The 19,957-nt window shown below is 29.3% G+C and carries 17 protein-coding genes and 1 riboswitch; of the genes, 4 read left to right on the forward strand and 13 right to left on the reverse strand.

Translation table 11 applies throughout. The annotated features are described in order from the left end of the window. Window positions 1-365: 365 nt before the first annotated feature. The 3 genes from IC218_RS11890 to IC218_RS11900 all read right to left on the reverse strand — a co-directional run bounded on the left by IC218_RS11890 (window position 366) and on the right by IC218_RS11900 (window position 2,920). Window positions 366-782 (reverse strand): SRPBCC family protein, encoded by a 417-nt coding sequence (locus IC218_RS11890; RefSeq protein ID WP_227824501.1) that lies wholly within the window; start codon window positions 780-782, stop codon window positions 366-368. After that, entirely contained in the window at window positions 779-1,666 is an 888-nt protein-coding gene (locus IC218_RS11895) for an AraC family transcriptional regulator (RefSeq protein WP_227824502.1), read from the reverse strand. Before IC218_RS11895 ends, IC218_RS11890 begins: the two co-directional genes overlap by 4 nt. Window positions 1,667-1,840: 174 nt before the next feature. Further along, window positions 1,841-2,920, reverse strand: a complete 1,080-nt coding sequence (locus IC218_RS11900; RefSeq protein ID WP_227481844.1) for an ATP-binding protein — start codon at window positions 2,918-2,920, stop codon at window positions 1,841-1,843. A gap of 276 nt (window positions 2,921-3,196) precedes the next feature. Further along, a riboswitch (FMN riboswitch) is annotated at window positions 3,197-3,312 on the forward strand. Between the two features lie 186 nt (window positions 3,313-3,498). Between IC218_RS11900 and IC218_RS11905 the strand changes: the two genes are divergently transcribed. After that, entirely contained in the window at window positions 3,499-4,869 is a 1,371-nt protein-coding gene (locus IC218_RS11905) for an MFS transporter (RefSeq protein WP_227824503.1), read from the forward strand. Window positions 4,870-5,074: 205 nt separating this feature from the next. Here IC218_RS11905 and yihA read toward each other — a convergent pair whose 3' ends face one another. Continuing rightward, window positions 5,075-5,686, reverse strand: coding sequence for a ribosome biogenesis GTP-binding protein YihA/YsxC (gene yihA, locus IC218_RS11910; protein ID WP_227435760.1), 612 nt, complete (start codon window positions 5,684-5,686; stop codon window positions 5,075-5,077). Next, complete coding sequence (gene lon, locus IC218_RS11915; RefSeq protein WP_227435758.1) at window positions 5,676-8,039, reverse strand: endopeptidase La; 2,364 nt, start codon at window positions 8,037-8,039, stop codon at window positions 5,676-5,678. Before lon ends, yihA begins: the two co-directional genes overlap by 11 nt. A gap of 171 nt (window positions 8,040-8,210) precedes the next feature. Here lon and IC218_RS11920 point away from each other — a divergent pair, with 171 nt between their 5' ends. Further along, the gene (locus IC218_RS11920) at window positions 8,211-8,723 is read left to right on the forward strand and encodes a chromate transporter (RefSeq protein WP_227435756.1); all 513 of its coding nucleotides are present in this window, start codon (window positions 8,211-8,213) and stop codon (window positions 8,721-8,723) included. After that, window positions 8,711-9,241 carry a chromate transporter gene (locus tag IC218_RS11925; RefSeq protein WP_227824504.1) on the forward strand — a complete coding sequence of 177 codons (531 nt, stop codon included), beginning with the start codon at window positions 8,711-8,713 and terminating at the stop codon, window positions 9,239-9,241. The genes IC218_RS11920 and IC218_RS11925 overlap by 13 nt, the downstream gene beginning before the upstream one ends. 60 nt (window positions 9,242-9,301) lie before the next feature. Here IC218_RS11925 and clpX read toward each other — a convergent pair whose 3' ends face one another. From clpX to IC218_RS11965, 8 genes are all read right to left on the reverse strand, one after another. Continuing rightward, window positions 9,302-10,552 (reverse strand): ATP-dependent Clp protease ATP-binding subunit ClpX, encoded by a 1,251-nt coding sequence (clpX, locus tag IC218_RS11930; RefSeq protein ID WP_227435752.1) that lies wholly within the window; start codon window positions 10,550-10,552, stop codon window positions 9,302-9,304. Window positions 10,553-10,570: 18 nt separating this feature from the next. Next, a complete protein-coding gene (gene clpP / locus IC218_RS11935) occupies window positions 10,571-11,155 on the reverse strand; it encodes an ATP-dependent Clp endopeptidase proteolytic subunit ClpP (protein ID WP_227435751.1) in 585 nt (194 codons plus the stop codon). Between the two features lie 150 nt (window positions 11,156-11,305). Next, complete coding sequence (gene tig / locus IC218_RS11940) at window positions 11,306-12,592, reverse strand: trigger factor (RefSeq protein WP_227824505.1); 1,287 nt, start codon at window positions 12,590-12,592, stop codon at window positions 11,306-11,308. A 193-nt stretch (window positions 12,593-12,785) separates the two neighbouring features. Further along, window positions 12,786-13,256 carry a metallophosphoesterase family protein gene (locus tag IC218_RS11945; RefSeq protein WP_227435747.1) on the reverse strand — a complete coding sequence of 157 codons (471 nt, stop codon included), beginning with the start codon at window positions 13,254-13,256 and terminating at the stop codon, window positions 12,786-12,788. Further along, complete coding sequence (gene rph / locus IC218_RS11950) at window positions 13,256-14,605, reverse strand: ribonuclease PH (RefSeq protein WP_227435745.1); 1,350 nt, start codon at window positions 14,603-14,605, stop codon at window positions 13,256-13,258. Before rph ends, IC218_RS11945 begins: the two co-directional genes overlap by 1 nt. A gap of 157 nt (window positions 14,606-14,762) precedes the next feature. Next, window positions 14,763-16,787, reverse strand: coding sequence for an NAD-dependent DNA ligase LigA (gene ligA / locus IC218_RS11955; protein ID WP_227824506.1), 2,025 nt, complete (start codon window positions 16,785-16,787; stop codon window positions 14,763-14,765). Between the two features lie 186 nt (window positions 16,788-16,973). Beyond that, the gene (locus IC218_RS11960) at window positions 16,974-17,912 is read right to left on the reverse strand and encodes a phosphoglycerate dehydrogenase (protein WP_227435742.1); all 939 of its coding nucleotides are present in this window, start codon (window positions 17,910-17,912) and stop codon (window positions 16,974-16,976) included. A 107-nt stretch (window positions 17,913-18,019) separates the two neighbouring features. Continuing rightward, window positions 18,020-18,442 (reverse strand): DUF3783 domain-containing protein, encoded by a 423-nt coding sequence (locus IC218_RS11965; RefSeq protein ID WP_227481839.1) that lies wholly within the window; start codon window positions 18,440-18,442, stop codon window positions 18,020-18,022. 193 nt (window positions 18,443-18,635) lie between these two features. On the opposite strand from IC218_RS11965, the gene IC218_RS11970 reads away from it, so the two are divergent. Then, window positions 18,636-19,919, forward strand: a complete 1,284-nt coding sequence (locus IC218_RS11970) for a conjugated bile salt MFS transporter (protein WP_227824507.1) — start codon at window positions 18,636-18,638, stop codon at window positions 19,917-19,919. Window positions 19,920-19,957: the final 38 nt, after the last annotated feature.

Raw genomic sequence — 19,957 nt, forward strand, 5'->3', positions numbered from 1 at the left:
TAAACATTTACATATGCTTATTATATCAGAGTTATATGTTAAAATTCATCTTTAGTATATAATATCATACATTATACTTATGCCCCTACCCTACTAACATCGAATATATGGGTACATTGGATTTTGCTGTAGAAGAAAAAAATAACTTAAGTCGCCTTAAAAATAGTTTTTTCTATTTCCAATTTTTAAATATAATAAAATTAATGCTTTAGAAAATGTAATTGTAAATATAAATCTATTAAAATCTAAAATAGAAAAAGGAAATGAGTTTTTACTAGTTCATTTCCTTTTTATTTATAAATTAAAATATTTCTCCAATATAATTTAATTATAATAAATCTATATGTATACAAAGTATTAATATTTTACATCTCATTTAATTTTCTTTTTAAGTCTTCAACATATTGTATTTGTATTTTTTTTAAATTCATAAAGAGATAAGATAAAACTTTTATAATAGGATTTTTAACATATATATTTTCTATAAACACTATTTTAGTTTTTTCATTCTCTTCAGAAAATTCACCTTGCCAATTACCATAGAAAAATTTATTTTCCATGTTAAATTTATAAAGCTTATTTTTAGTTTTTTCTGTAACAGTAAATTTTGTACTGTTTCCATCCTTATTGTACTCAATAAAAATACTTCCATCATCGAATACTTCAATTTTACTTATATCACTTCTCCATTTATAATCACGATTGTCTGTAACTATATTCCAAACTGTTTCCACATCTGCATTAAAGTAAGCTGTTATCTCAGATACTCTATATTTTTTCATAAACTCCTCCTATTTTTTATTGGAACCCAAATTTCACTAACATAATCATCTTTATTACTATCTCCTTCAAGGTAAAGTTCAAAATTTAAATCAGCAACTGGTTCATAGCTAGAGCATTGGAAAAACTCACTATATATTTTTACCCATAAGTTTTGAATAGAATTTGGCATGGCACCTGTACACTTAAAAATAGCCCACTTATGAGAAGGTATTTTAAATAAGGTAAATTTATCATTTTTAGGTTTTTCATCCGTCTCAACAGCTGCATAATAATTAAATAATTGTTTGTTTTGTGAAACTGCCATTTCATCTATTCCTAAAATCCCACCTTTTGTAATAGTGTTTTCTTTTACATAAGAAATTAGTTCTCTATACAAACTACTCTTAAACAAGTCTTGCCAAAACCTTGGTATTTGTTTTCTAAATACATCTTCATCTTTCGAAAATTGTTTTTTTAAAGCAATTACTGAAAATTCTCCCTCATCGACAATTTTGTAATCTAAAGTATTTCCTCCATCTAAAGATATTTTTAATGTTATCTTGCTAAATGATTTTAGGCTTGAATTTCCTTTTCTAGCAATAGATGGCGTTATTCCATGAAATCTAACAAAGGCTTTAGTAAAGCTTTCTGCTGTTTCGTAACCATATTTAAAAGCTATGTCTATAATTTTACTATTTGAAGTAGTTAATTCAAGCCCAGCTAGTGTTAATCTTCTATTCCTAATATATTCACCAACAGATATACCTACTAATACACTAAACATTCGTTGATAATAAAACACTGACATATTTGTATACCTTGCTAAATATTCATAATCTAACTTTTCTAAAATATTTTCTTCAATATAATCAATAGATTGTTGTAATCCATATAGCCATTTCATTTCATATGTACCCCCATATTTTATAATAAATTCTCTAAATTTTCTTGTCTTTTTGTGCAAAGATTTATCTGTTTAAATTATAGCAAAAAACAGCAGACTGCCATAGCTTTAAAGCCATAGCAGTCTGCTGTTGATTATATATACTAGTTAATATTAATTTTAAACAGACATACTTTATATATTTTCCTCATATTTTGAGATTCTCTTAACTAATTCATCTCTCAATTTTCCTACTTCATCAAATCTCATATTCGGACTATAGTAACTTTCTATAATATCATGTTTTGATTTAGCTCTCTTAAGATTTAAAATTGACCAACAAATTAAGTCATCTAAAACTTTCTCATCAAATTTAATATCTTCTTCGTATTTAAGTAATTTTTCTCTATTTAAAAATTGATTCAAATCAATTGTATCTTCATCTTTAAAAGTACTGCTTATAGTTATTCCTATATCTAAATCAGTTAATAATATAGTTTCAATTTTTTCAGGAATAAGCGGATAGTGATAAACTTCTACATTCAAACCTTTCTCAATTGCTTTTTTGTACACTTTACTCAAAAGTGTAGTTTTCCCAGAGCCTATTTCCCCTGATAAATAATAAACCTTCCCTACATCCTTTAAAATATGTTCTGTATAATCTAAGCATCCTACAGGAGTTATCCCTGAGCCAAATAAATGCTTTTCTTTCTTTAACTTTCCTGTACTATCTACTCCATCAAATAATCTTTTTATGAATTCTTCTGTAACTAAATTTACTTTTCCATAGTCCATACAGTCAGAATATTTTTCCTCGATATCTCTAAAAATTGGCTCTGCTGATTTTAAAAATTTAAATGCTCTTTTAAAAGCATTACTAATATCTTTATCATAGTTTGAAATTTCTTGTCTATTTTTTTCTAACTCCTCTGTATTCCAGTAATCTCCTAAATTAATTATTTCGTCCAAAGCACCTGGGAGTTTAGGGTCTACAGTATGTGGAGCAGTTGCATCCATAAGTACCACGCCTAGTTTCTTTATAACTACACCATCCAACGAACTTGGGTCAGAAGGGCAATGATATAATTCAATATCATATCCTCTATGCAAAAACTCTTTATAAATTTTTTTCATTAGTGAGGATTTTCCTACTCCAGGTCCACCCTTTAAACAAAAAACTCTTTTTACATTTTCCGGAATTATATAGTCAAAAAAAGAATATGAGCCTTGTGATGTGTTTCCACCTGGAAATGCCTTTTTTATCTTTCCTTCCATATTAGCGCCTCCTCATAATTTACCATACCTCTTAATTAAGATATTAATATTATACGAGTTTTGTTACAGCTTTATGCTTTTACTAAATATAAAACTTATCATTCAGCAATGACAATAACTTATTTTACTTAATTTCAATCTATTATTTTACTCTAATTTAGATTTTGTCCAAAAGTATAATAAAACCTTCTATATTGTGGTGTAACTGTCTGTGTTGCTTAAATCTAATTGTCTCGATTGTTATTTTATGTTAAAATAAAATTAAAAAATACATCTGTTTTTCTTCAGAAATGGGTGAAATTCCCTATCGGCGGTAAAAGCCCGCGAGCCTTATGGCAGAATTTGGTCAAATTCCAAAGCCGACAGTAAAATCTGGATGGTAGAAGAAAATAGTATACGAGTACCTTTATGTAATTTTACATGAGTAATCTATACAAATCCTTCAACTACCGCATTTATTCATGAAAATAAACATATTCTAAGGTACCTAAGACATAGGTGCTTTTTTGTTGTTTATTTTGTAACTATACTGTACTTATAAAACAAAATCTACTATGTAAAAGATTGGGGTGTTATCAGTGAAACAAAAATGGATAGTATTAATTATCATCTGTATTGGTGTATTTATGTCTACTCTTGATGGAAGTATACTAAATATCGCAAATCCTACAATTGCTGCCGACTTTAAAATTAATATGTCGCAAATCCAATGGGTAGTTACAGCTTATATGTTGGTTGTAACAGCTACTATGTTGTTTTTTGGGAAATTTGGCGATAAGGTGGGTTCAAATTATCTATATACGTTAGGATTTTTTGTATTTACAATAGGTTCCTTTCTATGTAGTATATCTAATAACCTAACAACATTGATTTTATCAAGAATATTTCAAGCAATTGGAGCAAGTATTTTAATGGCAACTGGACTTGGTATAGTTTCTAATGCATTTCCAGCAAATGAGAAGGGAAAGGCTATAGGAATTACTGGAGCAGTAGTTGGGATAGGGAATATGAGTGGTCCTGTAATTGGTGGAATACTTTTAGAGCACTTTGGATGGCCTTCTATCTTCATAATCAATATACCTATTGGTATTATAGCAGTTTTTCTTGGAATAAAATTTCTACCAAAACCTATTTTAGATGAACAAAACAAAAGTTTCGATATTCCAGGACTTCTATTATTTGCATCTTGTACCACACTTATCTTACTTGCAATGAATGGAGAAGGAAATACAAAATGGTATCTAGGAATAGTAGCAATTATAGCATTTTTAATGTTGGTATTAAGAGAAGTAAAATTTGAACAAAGTTTTATTGATTTACCTTTGTTTAAAAATAGAAATTTCACTATAGGCAATATTATTGGAATAGCTTGTTATTTTCCTCAAATGGCAGTATCTTTTCTACTTCCTTTTTATCTAGAACAACTAAAAAATTTATCTCCTCTGATGGCTGGTTCTGTCATGACTGTTCATCCACTTATTATGGTACTTATAGCACCTATTTACGGTTCTCTTTCTGACAAACATGGTGCAAAAAATATTCTGACTGTATCTTTTTCATTTATGACTATTGCTCTGGTTGGAATGGCACTTTTAAAAGCTGATTCTCCATTATATCTTTTGATTCTATGCTTAATTATTTTTGGCGTTGGATTAGGTTCTTTTAGTTCACCAAACAATAGTAGTATCTTGGCAGACGTTCCTCCTCAAAAACAAGGATATGGGGGAAGTTTTCTTGCAACTGTTCGTAATTTGTCATTTGCTCTTGGAACAGCCTTTTTCAGTAGTTTCTTTGCACAAAGACTTACATATCATCAAAAGTCTACAAGTCATACACTAGCTTATGTTGCGGCTAGTAATCAATCTTACTGGATTGCAGCATCAGTATGCTTTATAGGACTCATACTTACCGTTTGCTTTATGAGAAAGACAGAAAAATCTACTTCTTAGTCAAAATTCATTACTAATTATATAAGTCAGTAAATCTTTAAACAAACTAATTTACACTAATTTTATTAATTTTATTAATTTTATTAATTTCTAACAATAATTACTGATATTTATTGCTTATAAACAACAAGGATGCCACAAAATTTCCCTTAAAAACATTTTGAGGCATCCTTTATTTGATTTTAATATATATAAACACTTAAAATTAATCTACTGTTATTTCATATCCATGTTGATTGTATTGACTTACAATTTCTTCCCAAAGTTCTTCAACACCAGTCTTTTTTAGCGAAGAAACAGGAATTACTTTTTCACTACTCTCCATTTGCAATTTCTTTCTTATAATACTTATATGCTTTTGATATTGTCCTCTAGATATTTTGTCTGCCTTAGTTGCAATAACTACACAGTTATATCCAAAATGTTTTATCCATTCGTACATAAGTTTATCGTCTGCTGTAGGTTCATGTCTAATATCTACAAGTAGGAATATAGAACATAATTCTTGTCTACTTTCTAGATATCGTTCCATTATACCTCCCCATTTTTCTTTTTCAGATTTGGCTATTTTAGCATACCCATATCCTGGAAGGTCTACAAAATAAAATTCGTTATTTATAAGATAAAAATTTATAGTTCTAGTTTTTCCTGGTGTTTGACTAGTTCTAGCAAAGTTTCTTCTATTAAGTAATGTATTTATTATTGATGATTTTCCAACATTTGACCTACCAGCCAGAGCTATCTCTGGGATACCTTCTGCTGGATACTGTGATTTATTCACAGCACTCATAGTTATCTCTGAACTTCTAATTTTCATTTTTTTCACCACTCTTTAATAAAGCTTGTTCTAATACTTCATCCATATGCTCTACAAGTACAAACTCCATCTTTTCTTTTACATTTTCTGGTATCTCATCTAAATCAGCTTCACACTCTTTAGGAATTAGAACTTTTGTTATGCCAGCTCTATGAGCTGCTAATAGTTTTTCCTTAACTCCTCCTACAGCTAACACTCTACCTCTTAAAGTTATTTCTCCTGTCATAGCTATATTACCTGGTACAGGTCTCTTAGTAAGTGCTGAAATCACTGCAAGTGCCATAGTTATACCAGCTGATGGTCCATCTTTTGGAACAGCACCTTCTGGAATGTGTATATGAATATCATTAGTTTTATAAAAATCAGGGTCTATATCAAACTTGTCCACTATTGATCTTATATAAGAAATACCTGTCTTAGCAGATTCTTTCATAACATCTCCTAGTTTTCCAGTTAATACAATTTCACCCTTTCCTTTAAGCACATTTACCTCTACTTCAAGGGTAACTCCACCAACTGCTGTCCATGCAAGTCCATTTACAAGCCCTATTTGAGGATTAAGCTCTGCAAGTTGGTATTTAAACATATCTTTTCCAAGATATTTTTCTAAGTCAGACTTATTTACAACAACTTCTTCAAGTGTTGGGTCCTCAACATATTTTTTGGCAATTTTTCTACAAACTTTACCAATAGTTCTTTCTAATGTTCTTACTCCAGCTTCTCTTGTATAATGATTTATTATGCTTCTTAAAGTTTCATCATCCATTTTTACAAAATTCTCTTTTAAAGCATGCTCTTTAATTTGTTTTGGAAGTAAGTATTGTTTTGCTATATTTAACTTTTCTTCTTCTATATATCCAGATACTTCTATTACTTCCATTCTATCCAATAATGGTCTTGGAATATTGCTTAAACTGTTTGCTGTTGTAACAAATAGTATCTTTGATAAATCAAAAGGTATTTCTAAATAGTGGTCCACAAAATCCTTATTTTGCTCTGGGTCCAATACTTCCAGCATAGCTGAAGCTGGGTCACCTTTATAATCTGCTGCCATTTTATCTATCTCATCAAATAAAAACACAGGATTTTTAGTCTGAGCTTCTTTGACTCCATTAATTATTCTTCCTGGAATAGAACCTACATAAGTCCTTCTGTGTCCTCTTATTTCGGCTTCATCTCTAACGCCACCTAAAGATATTCTTACAAATTTTCTATTTAATGCTCTTGCTATTGATTTGACTATAGATGTTTTCCCTGTCCCTGGAGGTCCAACTAGACATATTATAGGACCTTTAAGTGATTTAGCAAGAGTTCTTATGGCTAAATACTCTAATATTCTTTCTTTAACCTTCTCCAGCCCGTAATGATCCTCATCTAGTATAGCTTGTGCTTTAACTATATCTAGTTTATCCTTTGTTTCTTTATTCCATGGTAATGAGAATATAGTATCCAAATAATTTCTACTTACAGATACATCTGGAGACATTGAAGATATCTTTGAAAATTTATCAATTTCTTTTTCTATTTTCTCTTTAGTAGTTTTAGGTGCTTTTATTTTTTTAAGCTTTTCTCTATACTCATCTGCTTCAGAATTTATGTCTTCTTCCTCACCTAATTCCTTTTGTATAGCTTTTAATTGCTCTCTAAGATAGTATTCTTTTTGAACTTTATTCATTTGTTTTTTAACTCTTAAAGTTATCTTTTTTTCTATTTTTAATATATCTATCTCTTCTAGTAATATAGAATATATAAGTTCAAGTCTTTTCTTAATATCAAATTCTTCTAATATTTCTTGTTTCTGACTTGATTTTAGATAAATATTTGCAGCTATTGTATCTATAAATCTATCTACATCTTCTATATCAGCTAAAGATATCAATATTTCTGGTGATACTCTATTTCCAATATTTATATACTCTTCAAAAGCATCAAATACATTTCTTACAAATGCTTCAATTTCAACTTCTGTTTCACTATCTAAATTATCACTATCAAAAACAATTTCTTCTATTACTGCTCTAAAGTATCCTTCTTCTTGTTCTATTTTTTTAACTCTACCTCTTGATACACCCTCAACCAAAACACGAACTGTATCTCCTGGTAATTTTATCATTTGTTTAACTTTACAAATTGTTCCTACATGATAAAAATCCTCTTCACCTGGTTCATCAACATCTGCTTCTTTTTGAGATGTTAAAAATATAAGTTCTTCATCCATCATAGCTTGGTCTAAAGCTTTAAGAGATATTTCTCTTCCTATATCAAAATTTAATATCATATATGGAAATATTGCTAATCCCCTCAAAGGGATTAATGGTAATTCATGATCTATTTTAGTATAATTTTGTTCCATCAACATTACTCCTTTTCTAGTTTAATTATTTTGCATTTTATATTATATATTTGCACATGTTAATTTTCAACATTAACAATAACTTCTTGGCATATTATATTATTATTTTATTATGATATAATATTAATGTTAGTATACTTAGATGTTATTTATCATTTGGAGGTTTCTATTATGTTGAAATTGTTTTTAACCTTTTTAAAAATTGGTGCGTTTACATTTGGTGGTGGATACGCTATGGTTCCTCTTATACAAGATGAACTTGTAAACAAACAAAAACTTTTAGAGCAGGAAGAATTTATCGATTATCTATCCATAGCTCAAAGTTATCCTGGAGTACTAGCAATTAATATATCTGTATTATTAGGATATAAGCTTTATGGTATACCAGGAGTTCTTATATGTACCCTAGGCTCTGCTCTACCGTCATTTTGTATAGTCTTAGTATTGTCATATTTATACTTTAAAAATTCCTCATCTAAAATTCTAGATGGATTTTTTAAAGGAGTTGCGCCTGTAGTAATAGCTCTTATATTGTATTCTTTTACAAGCATGTTTAAGAAACTGCCAAAGTCTAAAACTAACATACTACTATTAATTATAGCAGTTTTATCTGTTGGTGTATTCAATATAAGTCCTATTTATTTAATAATTGGAGGAGGTGTATATAGTCTATGTCAGAAATAACACTACTCTTCTTAATATTCCTTAAAATAGGAGCCTTTAGTTTTGGTGGTGGTTATGCTATGCTACCATTTATTCAACAAGAATTTATATCTAAATACCACCTTATAACTAATCAAGAGTTCTTAGATTTACTTGCTATATCACAATCTACGCCAGGTCCTGTAGCAATAAATAGTGCTACATTTGTTGGATTTAAGACTGCTGGTTTTTTTGGTTCTTTATCTGCAACTATCGGTGTTACAGTATTTGCATTAGTAGGTTTAACCATTATATCAAAGTTATTTGCTAAGTTCAAAAATAATAAAAAGGTAGAGAATTTATTAATGGTACTTAGACCAATTACTCTAGGTTTTATACTGTCAGCCGCTTTTTCATCTGCAAAAGAAGTTAACTGGGACTTATATGGAATAATCGCATTTGTAACATCATTCTATCTTCTATATAAGGGAAAAATTGGCTCTATTGCAATTGTATTCGTCTTTGGTATTATAGGTATTCTACTCACATTTTTATCATAATAATACCTAATTTCATATTAGCATAAAAAAAGGAGCCTTTTAAAGCTCCTTTTCATCATCTTATGCACTTTCCTCTTGATCCTTAAGTACTATGATAGGATTTACTGAGTCTTCGTTCACAGATTTCTCTGTTACTATAACCTTCTTTATATTATCTCTAGATGGTACTTCAAACATAGTTTCCATCATTACACTTTCAACTATACTTCTAAGTCCTCTAGCTCCTGTATTTCTTTCTATAGCCTTTTTAGCTATTGCACGAAGAGCATCATCTTCAAATTCTAGTTCAACATCATCTAACTCTAATAATTTCTTATATTGTTTTACTAGAGCATTTTTAGGTTGTTGTAGTATTTGCATTAGTGCATCTTCATCCAGCAATTCTAAAGTAGCTAAAACTGGTATTCTTCCTATAAATTCAGGTATTATACCATACTTTAATAAATCCTCTGGAAGTACTTTTTCATATAACTTCCCTAAATCTAATTCTTTTTTACTTTCTATCTTAGCTCCAAATCCTAGTGTCTTATCTCCACCACGTTTTTGGATTATCTTTTCTAGCCCATCAAAAGCTCCACCTAATATAAATAATACATTTGTAGTATCTATCTTTAAAAATTCTTGATGAGGATGTTTTCTTCCTCCTTGTGGTGGGACATTTGCAACAGTACCTTCTAATATTTTTAAAAGAGCTTGTTGAACACCCTCTCCACTAACATCTCTAGTTATAGATGGATTTTCAGATTTTCTTGCAATCTTATCTATCTCATCTATATATATTATACCTCTTTCAGCTTTTTCTATATCAAAATCAGCAGCTTGAATAAGTTTTAAAAGTATATTTTCAACATCTTCTCCAACATATCCAGCCTCAGTTAGTGATGTAGCATCTGCCATTGCAAAAGGTACATTTAAAGTTCTAGCTAAAGTCTGTGCTAATAATGTCTTACCAGAACCTGTAGGCCCTAATAAAAGTATATTACTCTTTTGGATTTCTATATCCTTGCTACTAGACTTTTTACTATATATTCTCTTGTAATGATTGTAAACTGCAACTGATAAAGCTTTTTTAGCTTTTTCTTGACCTATTACATAATCATTTAAGATATTCATCATTTCTTTTGGTTTTGGTAAAGATGTAGTATCTTCATCTATAGTATCTTCTATTTCTTCTTGAATAATTTCGTCACAAAGTTCAACACACTCATCACAAATGTATACATTTGGACCTGCAATTAATCTTCTTACTTGATCTTGATTTTTACCGCAGAATGAACACTTTAATTGTCGTTTCTCTTCGTATTTAGACATATTAACACCTCTCTCTATCTACGGTCTCTTTGTAAATACTTCATCTATTAAGCCATATTCCTTAGCTTCTGATGCACTCATGAAGTTATCACGTTCAGTATCCATTTTGATTTTCTCTAATGGCTGACCAGTTCTTTCAGATAATATTTCATTTAAAGTTTCTTTTATTTTTAAAATTCTCTTTGCGTGAATTTCTATATCTGTTGCTTGACCTTGAGCTCCACCTAGTGGTTGATGTATCATTATCTCACTATTTGGTAGTGCTAGTCTTTTTCCTTTTGCTCCTGCTGCCAACAAGAATGCTCCCATAGAAGCAGCCATACCTATACATATAGTACTTACATCTGGTTTGATGTATTGCATAGTATCATATATAGCCATTCCAGAAGTTATACTTCCTCCTGGAGAATTTATATATAAATGTATATCTTTGTCTGGGTCTTCAGCTTCTAAGAATAATAGCTGTGCTACTATAAGCCCTGCTGTGGCATCATTAACTTGATCTCCTAAGAAGATTATTCTGTCCTTTAATAGTCTAGAGAAGATGTCATAAGATCTTTCTCCTCTTCCTGTTTGTTCAACAACTACAGGTACTAATGCCATGGTTTCATACCCCCTTTATTCTATATAATTTACAGTAGCTTTTTTAAGCTACTGTAAATTATTTTACGCATTTAACTAAATTATATTTGCACAACATTATATACTAAACATTCTATAACGTCAACTATATTAGTTATAGCGGTTATTTTATTAAGCTATTGTCGCACTTTCAACTAATAAGTCTATTGTCTTTCTTATTTTTATTTGTCCTTTTATATCTTCCTTATCAGCATCTCTTAAAGTAGTTTCTATTTTTTCTACTTCCATATTGTAAGCAGAAGCCATTTTTTCTAATTCAGCTTTAAATTCTTCTTCTGTTGATTCAATTCCTTCAGCTTTAGTTATTGCTTCCAATACTAGAGAAGATTTAACTAATTTTTTAGCATCTTCTTTTCTTTCTTCTCTTAATTCTTCCATAGTTCTACCAGTCATCTCTAGTAATTGTTGTAATCCAAATCCTTGATATTGTAATTGGTAGTTAAGTTCGTTTAACATATTATCTATTTGATGTTCTACCATAACTTCTGGTATTTCTATTTCTGTATTTTCAGCAACTTTTTCTACTACTGAATTTCTAATTTCTGCATCTGCTTTATTTTTAGCTTCTTCTTCTAATTTAGCTCTTACATCTGCTTTTAATTCATCTAAAGTATCAAATTCACTAGTATCTTTAGCAAATTCATCATCTAATACAGATAATTCTTTTACTTTTACATCATTTACTTTTACATTAAATACAACTGGCTTTCCAGCTAAATCTTCTGAGTGGTATTCTTCTGGGAAAGTAACATTAACTTCAACTTCTTCACCAGCTTTTTTACCTACTAATTGCTCTTCAAATCCTGGTATAAATGTGTTTGAACCTATAACTAAGTTATAATTTTCACCTTTACCACCATCAAAAGCTACACCATTGTCAAAACCTTCAAAGTCTATTATAGCTGTATCTCCATCTTCTAAAGCTTTGTCTTCAACACTTACTAATCTAGCATTTTTTTCAACCATTTCTTGTAATTTAGCTTCAACATTTTCATCACTTACAGTATTCTCAACCTTAGCTACTTCTATACCCTTATAGTTTCCTAATTCAAACTCTGGTTTAACTTCAACATTAAGAACCATAACTAATCCATTGTCTTTGCTTATTTCTTCTATATCTAAATCTGGATTGTCTATTGGATCTATATCTAATTCCTTGATAGCTTCTGGATAAACTTCTGGGAATAACACTTCTATAGCATCATTATAGAAGATACCTTTTCCATATTGAGTTTCTATAACAATTCTTGGAGCTTTACCTTTTCTGAATCCAGGTATATTATATTTGCTTTTGCTTTTATTATAAGCCTTATTTACTGCTGCTTCAAATTTATTGTTATCTACTGTTATTTTTAAAGTAACTTTATTACCCTCTTTTTTAATTAGTTCTGCTTTCATCCTTCTAATCCTCCTAGTGATATTTATGTAATACCCGATAATGGTATCATAATTCATTCTATTTATAATTCAACCACTTAATTATATCACATAAGTTTTTTTATTTACAAGTGTTCCATTAATATCGTTGTACTTATTTGATAAAATTTAATTTTTTGAGTGTTTTTTGCTATTTTTTTAGATAAATACACCTTTATATGCGTATTTCCTCTATATTTATATCATCTTCTTCTATCTCCATAATTACAAAACTCTTATACGATACTCCTCTTGGAAGTGAAGTACTTCCAGGATTTATGTAAAGCACACCATTTTTAATTTCTCTAAATGGAGTATGAGTATGACCGAATATAACTATGTCAGCATTAACTTCAGTAGCTTTATTTTCTAACATTTGTGTTCCATATTTTACACCATACTTATCACCATGGCATAAAAATATAGTCTTATTTGCTACTTCAAAGACAAGTTCTTCTTCTATAGCATCAAAATCACAATTTCCTTTAACTGCAATAATTCCCACTTTAGTCATATTATGAAGATATCTTGAGTCTGTAAAGTTGTCTCCTGCATGAATTATTAAGTCACATTCTTCTAAATATGGTATTGTCTTTTCCATATTTTTAATCATCATATGTGTATCACTTATTATGCCTATTCTCATTACTTCACTACCCTTTTCATAAACTCTTGTTTCATAATCTTTAGTCCATTTGCTCTGTGGCTGATTGAATTTTTTATAACACTAGGTATTTCACCAAAAGTTTTATTATATCCCTTTACTATAAACAAGCTATCATATCCAAAGCCATTTTTGCCCTTTTCTTCAAAGCCTATCATTCCTTCACAAATTCCTCTTACTACAAATTCTTTTCCATCTGGAAAAACTACTGCTATTGCAGAGACAAATCTTGCATTTCTTTTACTCATTGGCACATTTTGCATGGCTTTTAATAGCTTTTCTCTATTTTCTTCATCTGTAGCATGCTCTCCTGCATATCTAGCTGAATAAACACCTGGTTTTTTGCCTAATGCATCTACCTCTAAACCAGAATCATCTGCTATAGCTATAAGTTTAGTTTTTCTAGCTATTGTTCTAGCTTTTATCAATGCATTATGCTCAAAGGTTTTTCCATCCTCTATTATTTCTATACCTGCTAAATCAACATCTTTTAGAGAATATACAGTATATTCAAAGTCCTTTAAGATTGCACCTATTTCTTCTAACTTATGAGCATTATTAGTAGCAATAACAACTTCATTGCCATAATCCATACCTAATATCTCATCTGCTATTTCACCTAAAACATCCCTTTGATGCCTTATTAGTTCTTTATTCCCTTTTTCTCCTAACTCTAACAATAAATTTAAATCTTTTCTTGAAAAAGGTTTCTCTTCACCAGTCCCCTGTACTTCTACAAACTCACACTTATCAGTCATTATTATATTCATATCTACTTGTGCTTTAGAATCTTCTTCGTAACATAAATCTAGCATATGAGTTTCATTTACTATTCCGACACTAATTGCAGATACAAAATTTGTTATTGGCATTTCTTTTAATGTTTTTGCTTTATATAATTTATAGATTGCTTCTGCAACTGCTACAAACGCCCCAGTTATAGATGCAGTTCTAGTTCCACCATCAGCTTGAATCACATCACAATCTACCCAAATAGTTCTTTCTCCTAATTTATTTAAGTCTATAACAGACCTTATCGCTCTTCCTATTAACCTTTGTATCTCTTGAGTTCTTCCGTCGATTTTTCCTCTAGATGCGTCCCTTATTTTTCTCTGTTGAGTTGCCCTTGGTAACATTGAATATTCAGCATTTATCCACCCAGTACCACTATTTCTCAAAAAAGGAGGTACTTTTTCTTCCACTGATGCAGTACATATAACCTTTGTCTCTCCCATTTCTATAAGAACAGAACCTTCTGCGTACTTTGTATAATTTCTAGTAATCTTTACAGGTCTTATCTGTTCATTAGTTCTATCATAACTTCTGGTCATTTTTTATATCCTTTCCTAATCCTTATATATTTTATAAATTTATTTTTATAAGTTTTAATTTTATTAATCTCATATAATGTCATTTTTCATAATTCGATAGCTTACTGAACTATTCTATCATTAATTATAGTAGTTTTCTACTAAATTAAGTGACTTTTTAGCCCTCTAATATAGCTTTTACTTCATCTTTCGATAATAAAGTTAATAATTCTAAAAATCTCTCTTCATCTATAACTTTAATTCCTAAATCATTTGCTTTTGTAAGTTTAGAGCCAGCTTCTTCTCCAGCTAAAACAAAAGTTGTCGATTTACTTACACTAGATGTAGCTTTTCCACCTCTTTTTTCTATCATATCTTTTGCATCATTTCTTTTTAATGTAGGAAGTGTACCAGTCAATACTATTTTCATTCCTTCAAATATTCTTTCTACTGTTTCACCTGTATTTTCTAATGATTTTGTATTTACTCCTACACTTTTTAGTTTTTCTATGACATTTATATTTTTATCTTCCTTAAAAAACTCAACAACACTATTTGCCATTATACTCCCAAATTCCTCTAAATCTTCTAATTGCTCAATTGTTGCAGAAATCACATCATCTAAATCTTTAAATTTTGAAGCAAGTATCTTAGCTGCCTTAACGCCTATAAATTTAATTCCTAAACCATTTATAAGTCTCCATAAATCATTTTCTTTTGACTTTTCTATTGAATTTATTAAATTATCAGCAGATTTTTCACCCATTCTTTCTAAATCAACTACATCTTCCTGTTTTATATAATATAAATCAGACACATCTTGAATTATTTTTTCATTTAGCAACAATGTAATTATAGATTCTCCTAAACCATCTATATTCATCGCGTCTCTTGATACAAAATGTATAATTCCCCTTCTTATTTGAGCTGGACAAGACATATTTATACACTTTACAGCAGCTTCTCCTTCTAATCTTACTGTTGGTTCTGAACAAACAGGGCATTTTTCTGGCATTTTAAAATCTACTTCCTCCCCAGTACGAGCTTCTTTTATAACTTCTAAAACTTGAGGTATTATATCTCCTGCTTTTTGAACCAATACTGTATCATTTATTTTTATGTCCTTCTCTTTTATATAGTCTTCATTATGAAGTGTTGCTCTACTTACAGTAGTACCAGCAAGTCTAACTGGTTCAAGTACTGCTGATGGTGTTATTGTACCAGTTCTTCCAACTTCTACTATTATATCTACTATTTTAGTTTTTTTCTTTTCTGCTGGAAATTTATATGCAATTGCCCATCTTGGGCTCTTTGCCGTATATCCCATCTCTTCCCTTTGTTTTATATTATTTACTTTTATTACCATTCCATCTATCTCGTATTCTAAATTACCTCTATTTTCTGTCCAATGTTCAATATGTTCGATAACTTCATCTATATTTTTACAAACTTTATAATTTTGACTTACTGAAAAGCCTAGCTTTTCTAAATATTCTAAGGATTCGCTGTGACTTTTTAAGTCATAATCTTCTATATTTTCCATATTGAATACAAATATATCTAGTGGTCTCTTTGCAGTTAATTTTGAGTCTAATTGTCTTAATGAACCTGCTGCAAGATTTCTTGGATTAGCAAATAGTGGTTGTTCCTGTTCTTCTTGTTGTTCATTCACTTTTCTAAAGTTATCTTTTGATATATAGACTTCTCCTCTAACTATTAACTCTTTTTTTTCATCTATTTTAAGAGGTATGCTTTTGACCGTCATTAAATTTTGAGAAATATCTTCTCCCACAATCCCATCACCTCTAGTTGCTCCTTTTTCAAACGCTCCATTATCATAGGTAAGACCTACTGAAAGCCCATCTATTTTAAATTCAACAACGTATTCAACATTGTCTCCCACATAATCTTGAACTCTCTTATCAAAATCTCTCAAATCTTGTTCTGAAAAAGCATTTGATAAACTTAGCATAGGAGTTTTATGTACAATTTGATTAAATTTATCTAATGGCTTACCTCCTACTCTATTTGTTGGAGAATCAACTCTCTTTAGTTCTGGATTTTGTTCTTCCAAAGATATTAGTTCTTTCATTAGCTTGTCATATTCGTAGTCCGATATTTCTGGGCTATCTTGGTTATAATACCTTTCATTATGATAGTTTATTTGTTCTATAAGTTTATTAATTTCATTTTTAACGCTCACTCTTAGCACCTCTTCATATTTTTTAAATTGAATCATTTTAAAATTTCCCTATAATTAATTATTTCCTATTTATATATTTTTTAGTATATCACTTTTTTGACTTTAAATTTATTACAAAAAAAACTCTTATAGTATCTCTAACAATACCAATAAGAGTTTTTTATTTTCATTAGAATTTTTATATATTTAATAACCTTTTGATATATCTACAACATTATCTACAGGTTTATTTTCTATTATATAATGTTTTAAATTATTATAGACCATATTAAATGTTCTCTCTTTATTTTTATCAGACACCCAAGAGTTATGAGGAGTTACTATAACATTTTCAAGCTCCCATAGTTTATTATCTTTACTTAAAGGCTCACTTTCAAATACATCTAACGCTACACCTCTAAACTTCTCTACACAATCTTCTAAATCTTTCTGATTAATGGTGTTTCCTCTACCTACATTAATAAATACAGAACCTTCTTTCATAAGATTAAACATATCTTTATTTACTATTCCGTCTGTACTCTTTGTAGAAGGCATTGCTACGACTATTATGTCACATTCCTTAAATACAACATCCATATCTTCAGTAGAAAAACACTTGTCAAAGTATTTTTTATTACTTCCATCAGTATTGACTCCCCATATTTCTACACCAAAGGCCTTTAACCTTTTAGCTGCTTCTGATGATATAGTTCCTGTTCCAAGAAATCCAACCCTTTGACCATATAATTCTGATACAGAAAAATCCATTTTCCATTCTTTATTTTTCTGTTGTTTAAAAAATTTTGCACTATTTTTATAAATTTCTAAAATATACATAACAATGCTTTCACCAATAGGTATACTATACCCGCCTCTATTGTTAGCTATTTTGATATCTCTTTTTAACACATCTTCTTTTGGTATTTGGTCTATACCTACACTTGTTGTTTGTATATATTTTAAATTTTCCATTTTGGAAATATCTAGTCTGTCAAAAGGATTATATGTAACTAGCACATCTGCAGTGTTTACATCTTCATTATTTTCTATACTATCTTCAGAATAATGTATAACATCATATCCTAATTCATTTATTTTTTTAAATTTTTCTTCTCCATAATTTATTGTAAATAATACTTTCATTTTACTTTCCTCCATCCACTTATATTAAGATTTTTATATCTTACAGTATAATATGATACTTAACACATATTAGTTAAATTTATTAGAAGATGGTTCTAAAAACTAATTTACTTATGCTCAATTGTTTTTCCTGAAGACATAGCATTGCGTTCTTGAACTAAATTTTCTATTAAATTATTTAATGTCCAATCAATAGATGTCTCTGTTACCATTGCTGTAAAAGGTCTATTTATTCTTACTTTTTTCAATCCTTCTAAAAATGCATTTACTTGTGTGCTGGAAATATTATTAAATATTACAGACTTACTTTTAATTCCATTATCACATTCACTTGATATATTCCCATCCAAAATATCTCTTACTATGTTTTCACCATTTTTATCACTTAAAATGATATGGTCTCTTATTCCAGCAAAATTACTAACATTTTTAATTAATGATAATTCTTTTTGATTAAAATTTACAAACATAATACATTTCCTGCTGTGTATTTTATCTAGATTATTATTATTTATTTTTTCAAATGACATTTTATCCATCCTTTCATTTATCTATATATTTTAATTTACCCTATCTATTTAAAATAATCAATTTTTACAGATAATTTTTATATTAATACCCCAAATTACATACAACTAATTCATCTATCCAAAACTAATATATAAATTTAGAATAATTAGATTAATATTTACAAATTATAATCTAAAGGAGAGATATCATACCATGAAGACACTACTAAACAAAAATTTTAGCATTAAAAACTTTTCATCTGCTTGGATTATAGTACTTGGTTGCATGTTGATACAAGCTATACCATTTAGTATTGTAGCAAGTATACAGCCTCAGTTTATAAGTTATGTTGTAGAAGGAGAAGGTTTTAGATTAGCATCTTTTTCTCTAATATTTACTTTTGGTACTATTGCTTCAGCAATTGCTTCACCATTTATAGGTAAATTATTTTCCAAGGTCAATGTTAAGATATTATATTTATTAGGCTGTATAATTTCTAGCATTGGTTTTGCTACATTTTCTATATGTACTGAACTATGGCAATTTTATACAGTATCATGCATCGTACAAATTGGAGCTACAATTATATCTGCGATAGGAATACCAATTTTAATAAGTGCTTGGTTTGATGAAAAAAGTAAAGGAAAAGCTATGGGCTTTGCTTTTGCTGGTGGCTCTATTGGTAGTATATTTCTACAACAACTTGTAGTTCGTTCATTAGCATCTCAAGGATATAGCCGTTCTTATCTAACATTTGGAATTGTAGCACTAATAGTTGGTATACCTGTGACATTATTTATGCTTAAAATGCCTAAAGATACTAATGAGAAAATAAACTCTAAAATAAAAAATGATGAAACACCTAATAAAATAACCCCTTCAGTATGGGGTTATACGTTAAAAGAGGCTAAAAAGAATAAATATTTTTGGATTATGACAATTGGATTTGCTTTTGTAGGTATATATGTTTCATCATTATCTGTACAATATCCAACCTACCTTAGAAATTATATAAATCCAATTTTAATAGGAACAGTAGGTTCCACTTTTGCATTATTTGCTCTTATTGGTAATTTATTTGGAGGATTATTGTTTGATAAATTTGGTCAAATAAAACCACTGATTATATCTTTTATATTTGTACTTATAGCTACTTTATCATTACTATTTGTCGATAAATCTTCTAATCTTGCATTTGTATTTGCTATTTTAAAGGGTCTTTCTGTATTTGCTTATATGATAGGACCTGCTTATTTAACTGGTGCTTTTTTTGGTCAAAAGGAGTTTGGCAGTATTTTTGGCATTGTTCAGTTAATTTTTGCAATTGGATTTGCACTTGGTTCAACATTATTTGGATTACTCGTTGATAATTTTGGCTATAAATTCTCTTGGTCTATTATAATTTTATCAGTTATAGTCGCCTATGCCTTACTTATCACAGCTTCTATGGGAATGACAAAGTTAAATAAGAAAAGGTTAGATAAATTGGCACAATAATTAATTCTTAATCCCTATAAAAATTATACAAAAAAGAT

It is taken from the genome of Clostridioides sp. ES-S-0005-03 (assembly GCF_020658455.1).
Classification (GTDB): Bacteria; Bacillota; Clostridia; order Peptostreptococcales; family Peptostreptococcaceae; genus Clostridioides.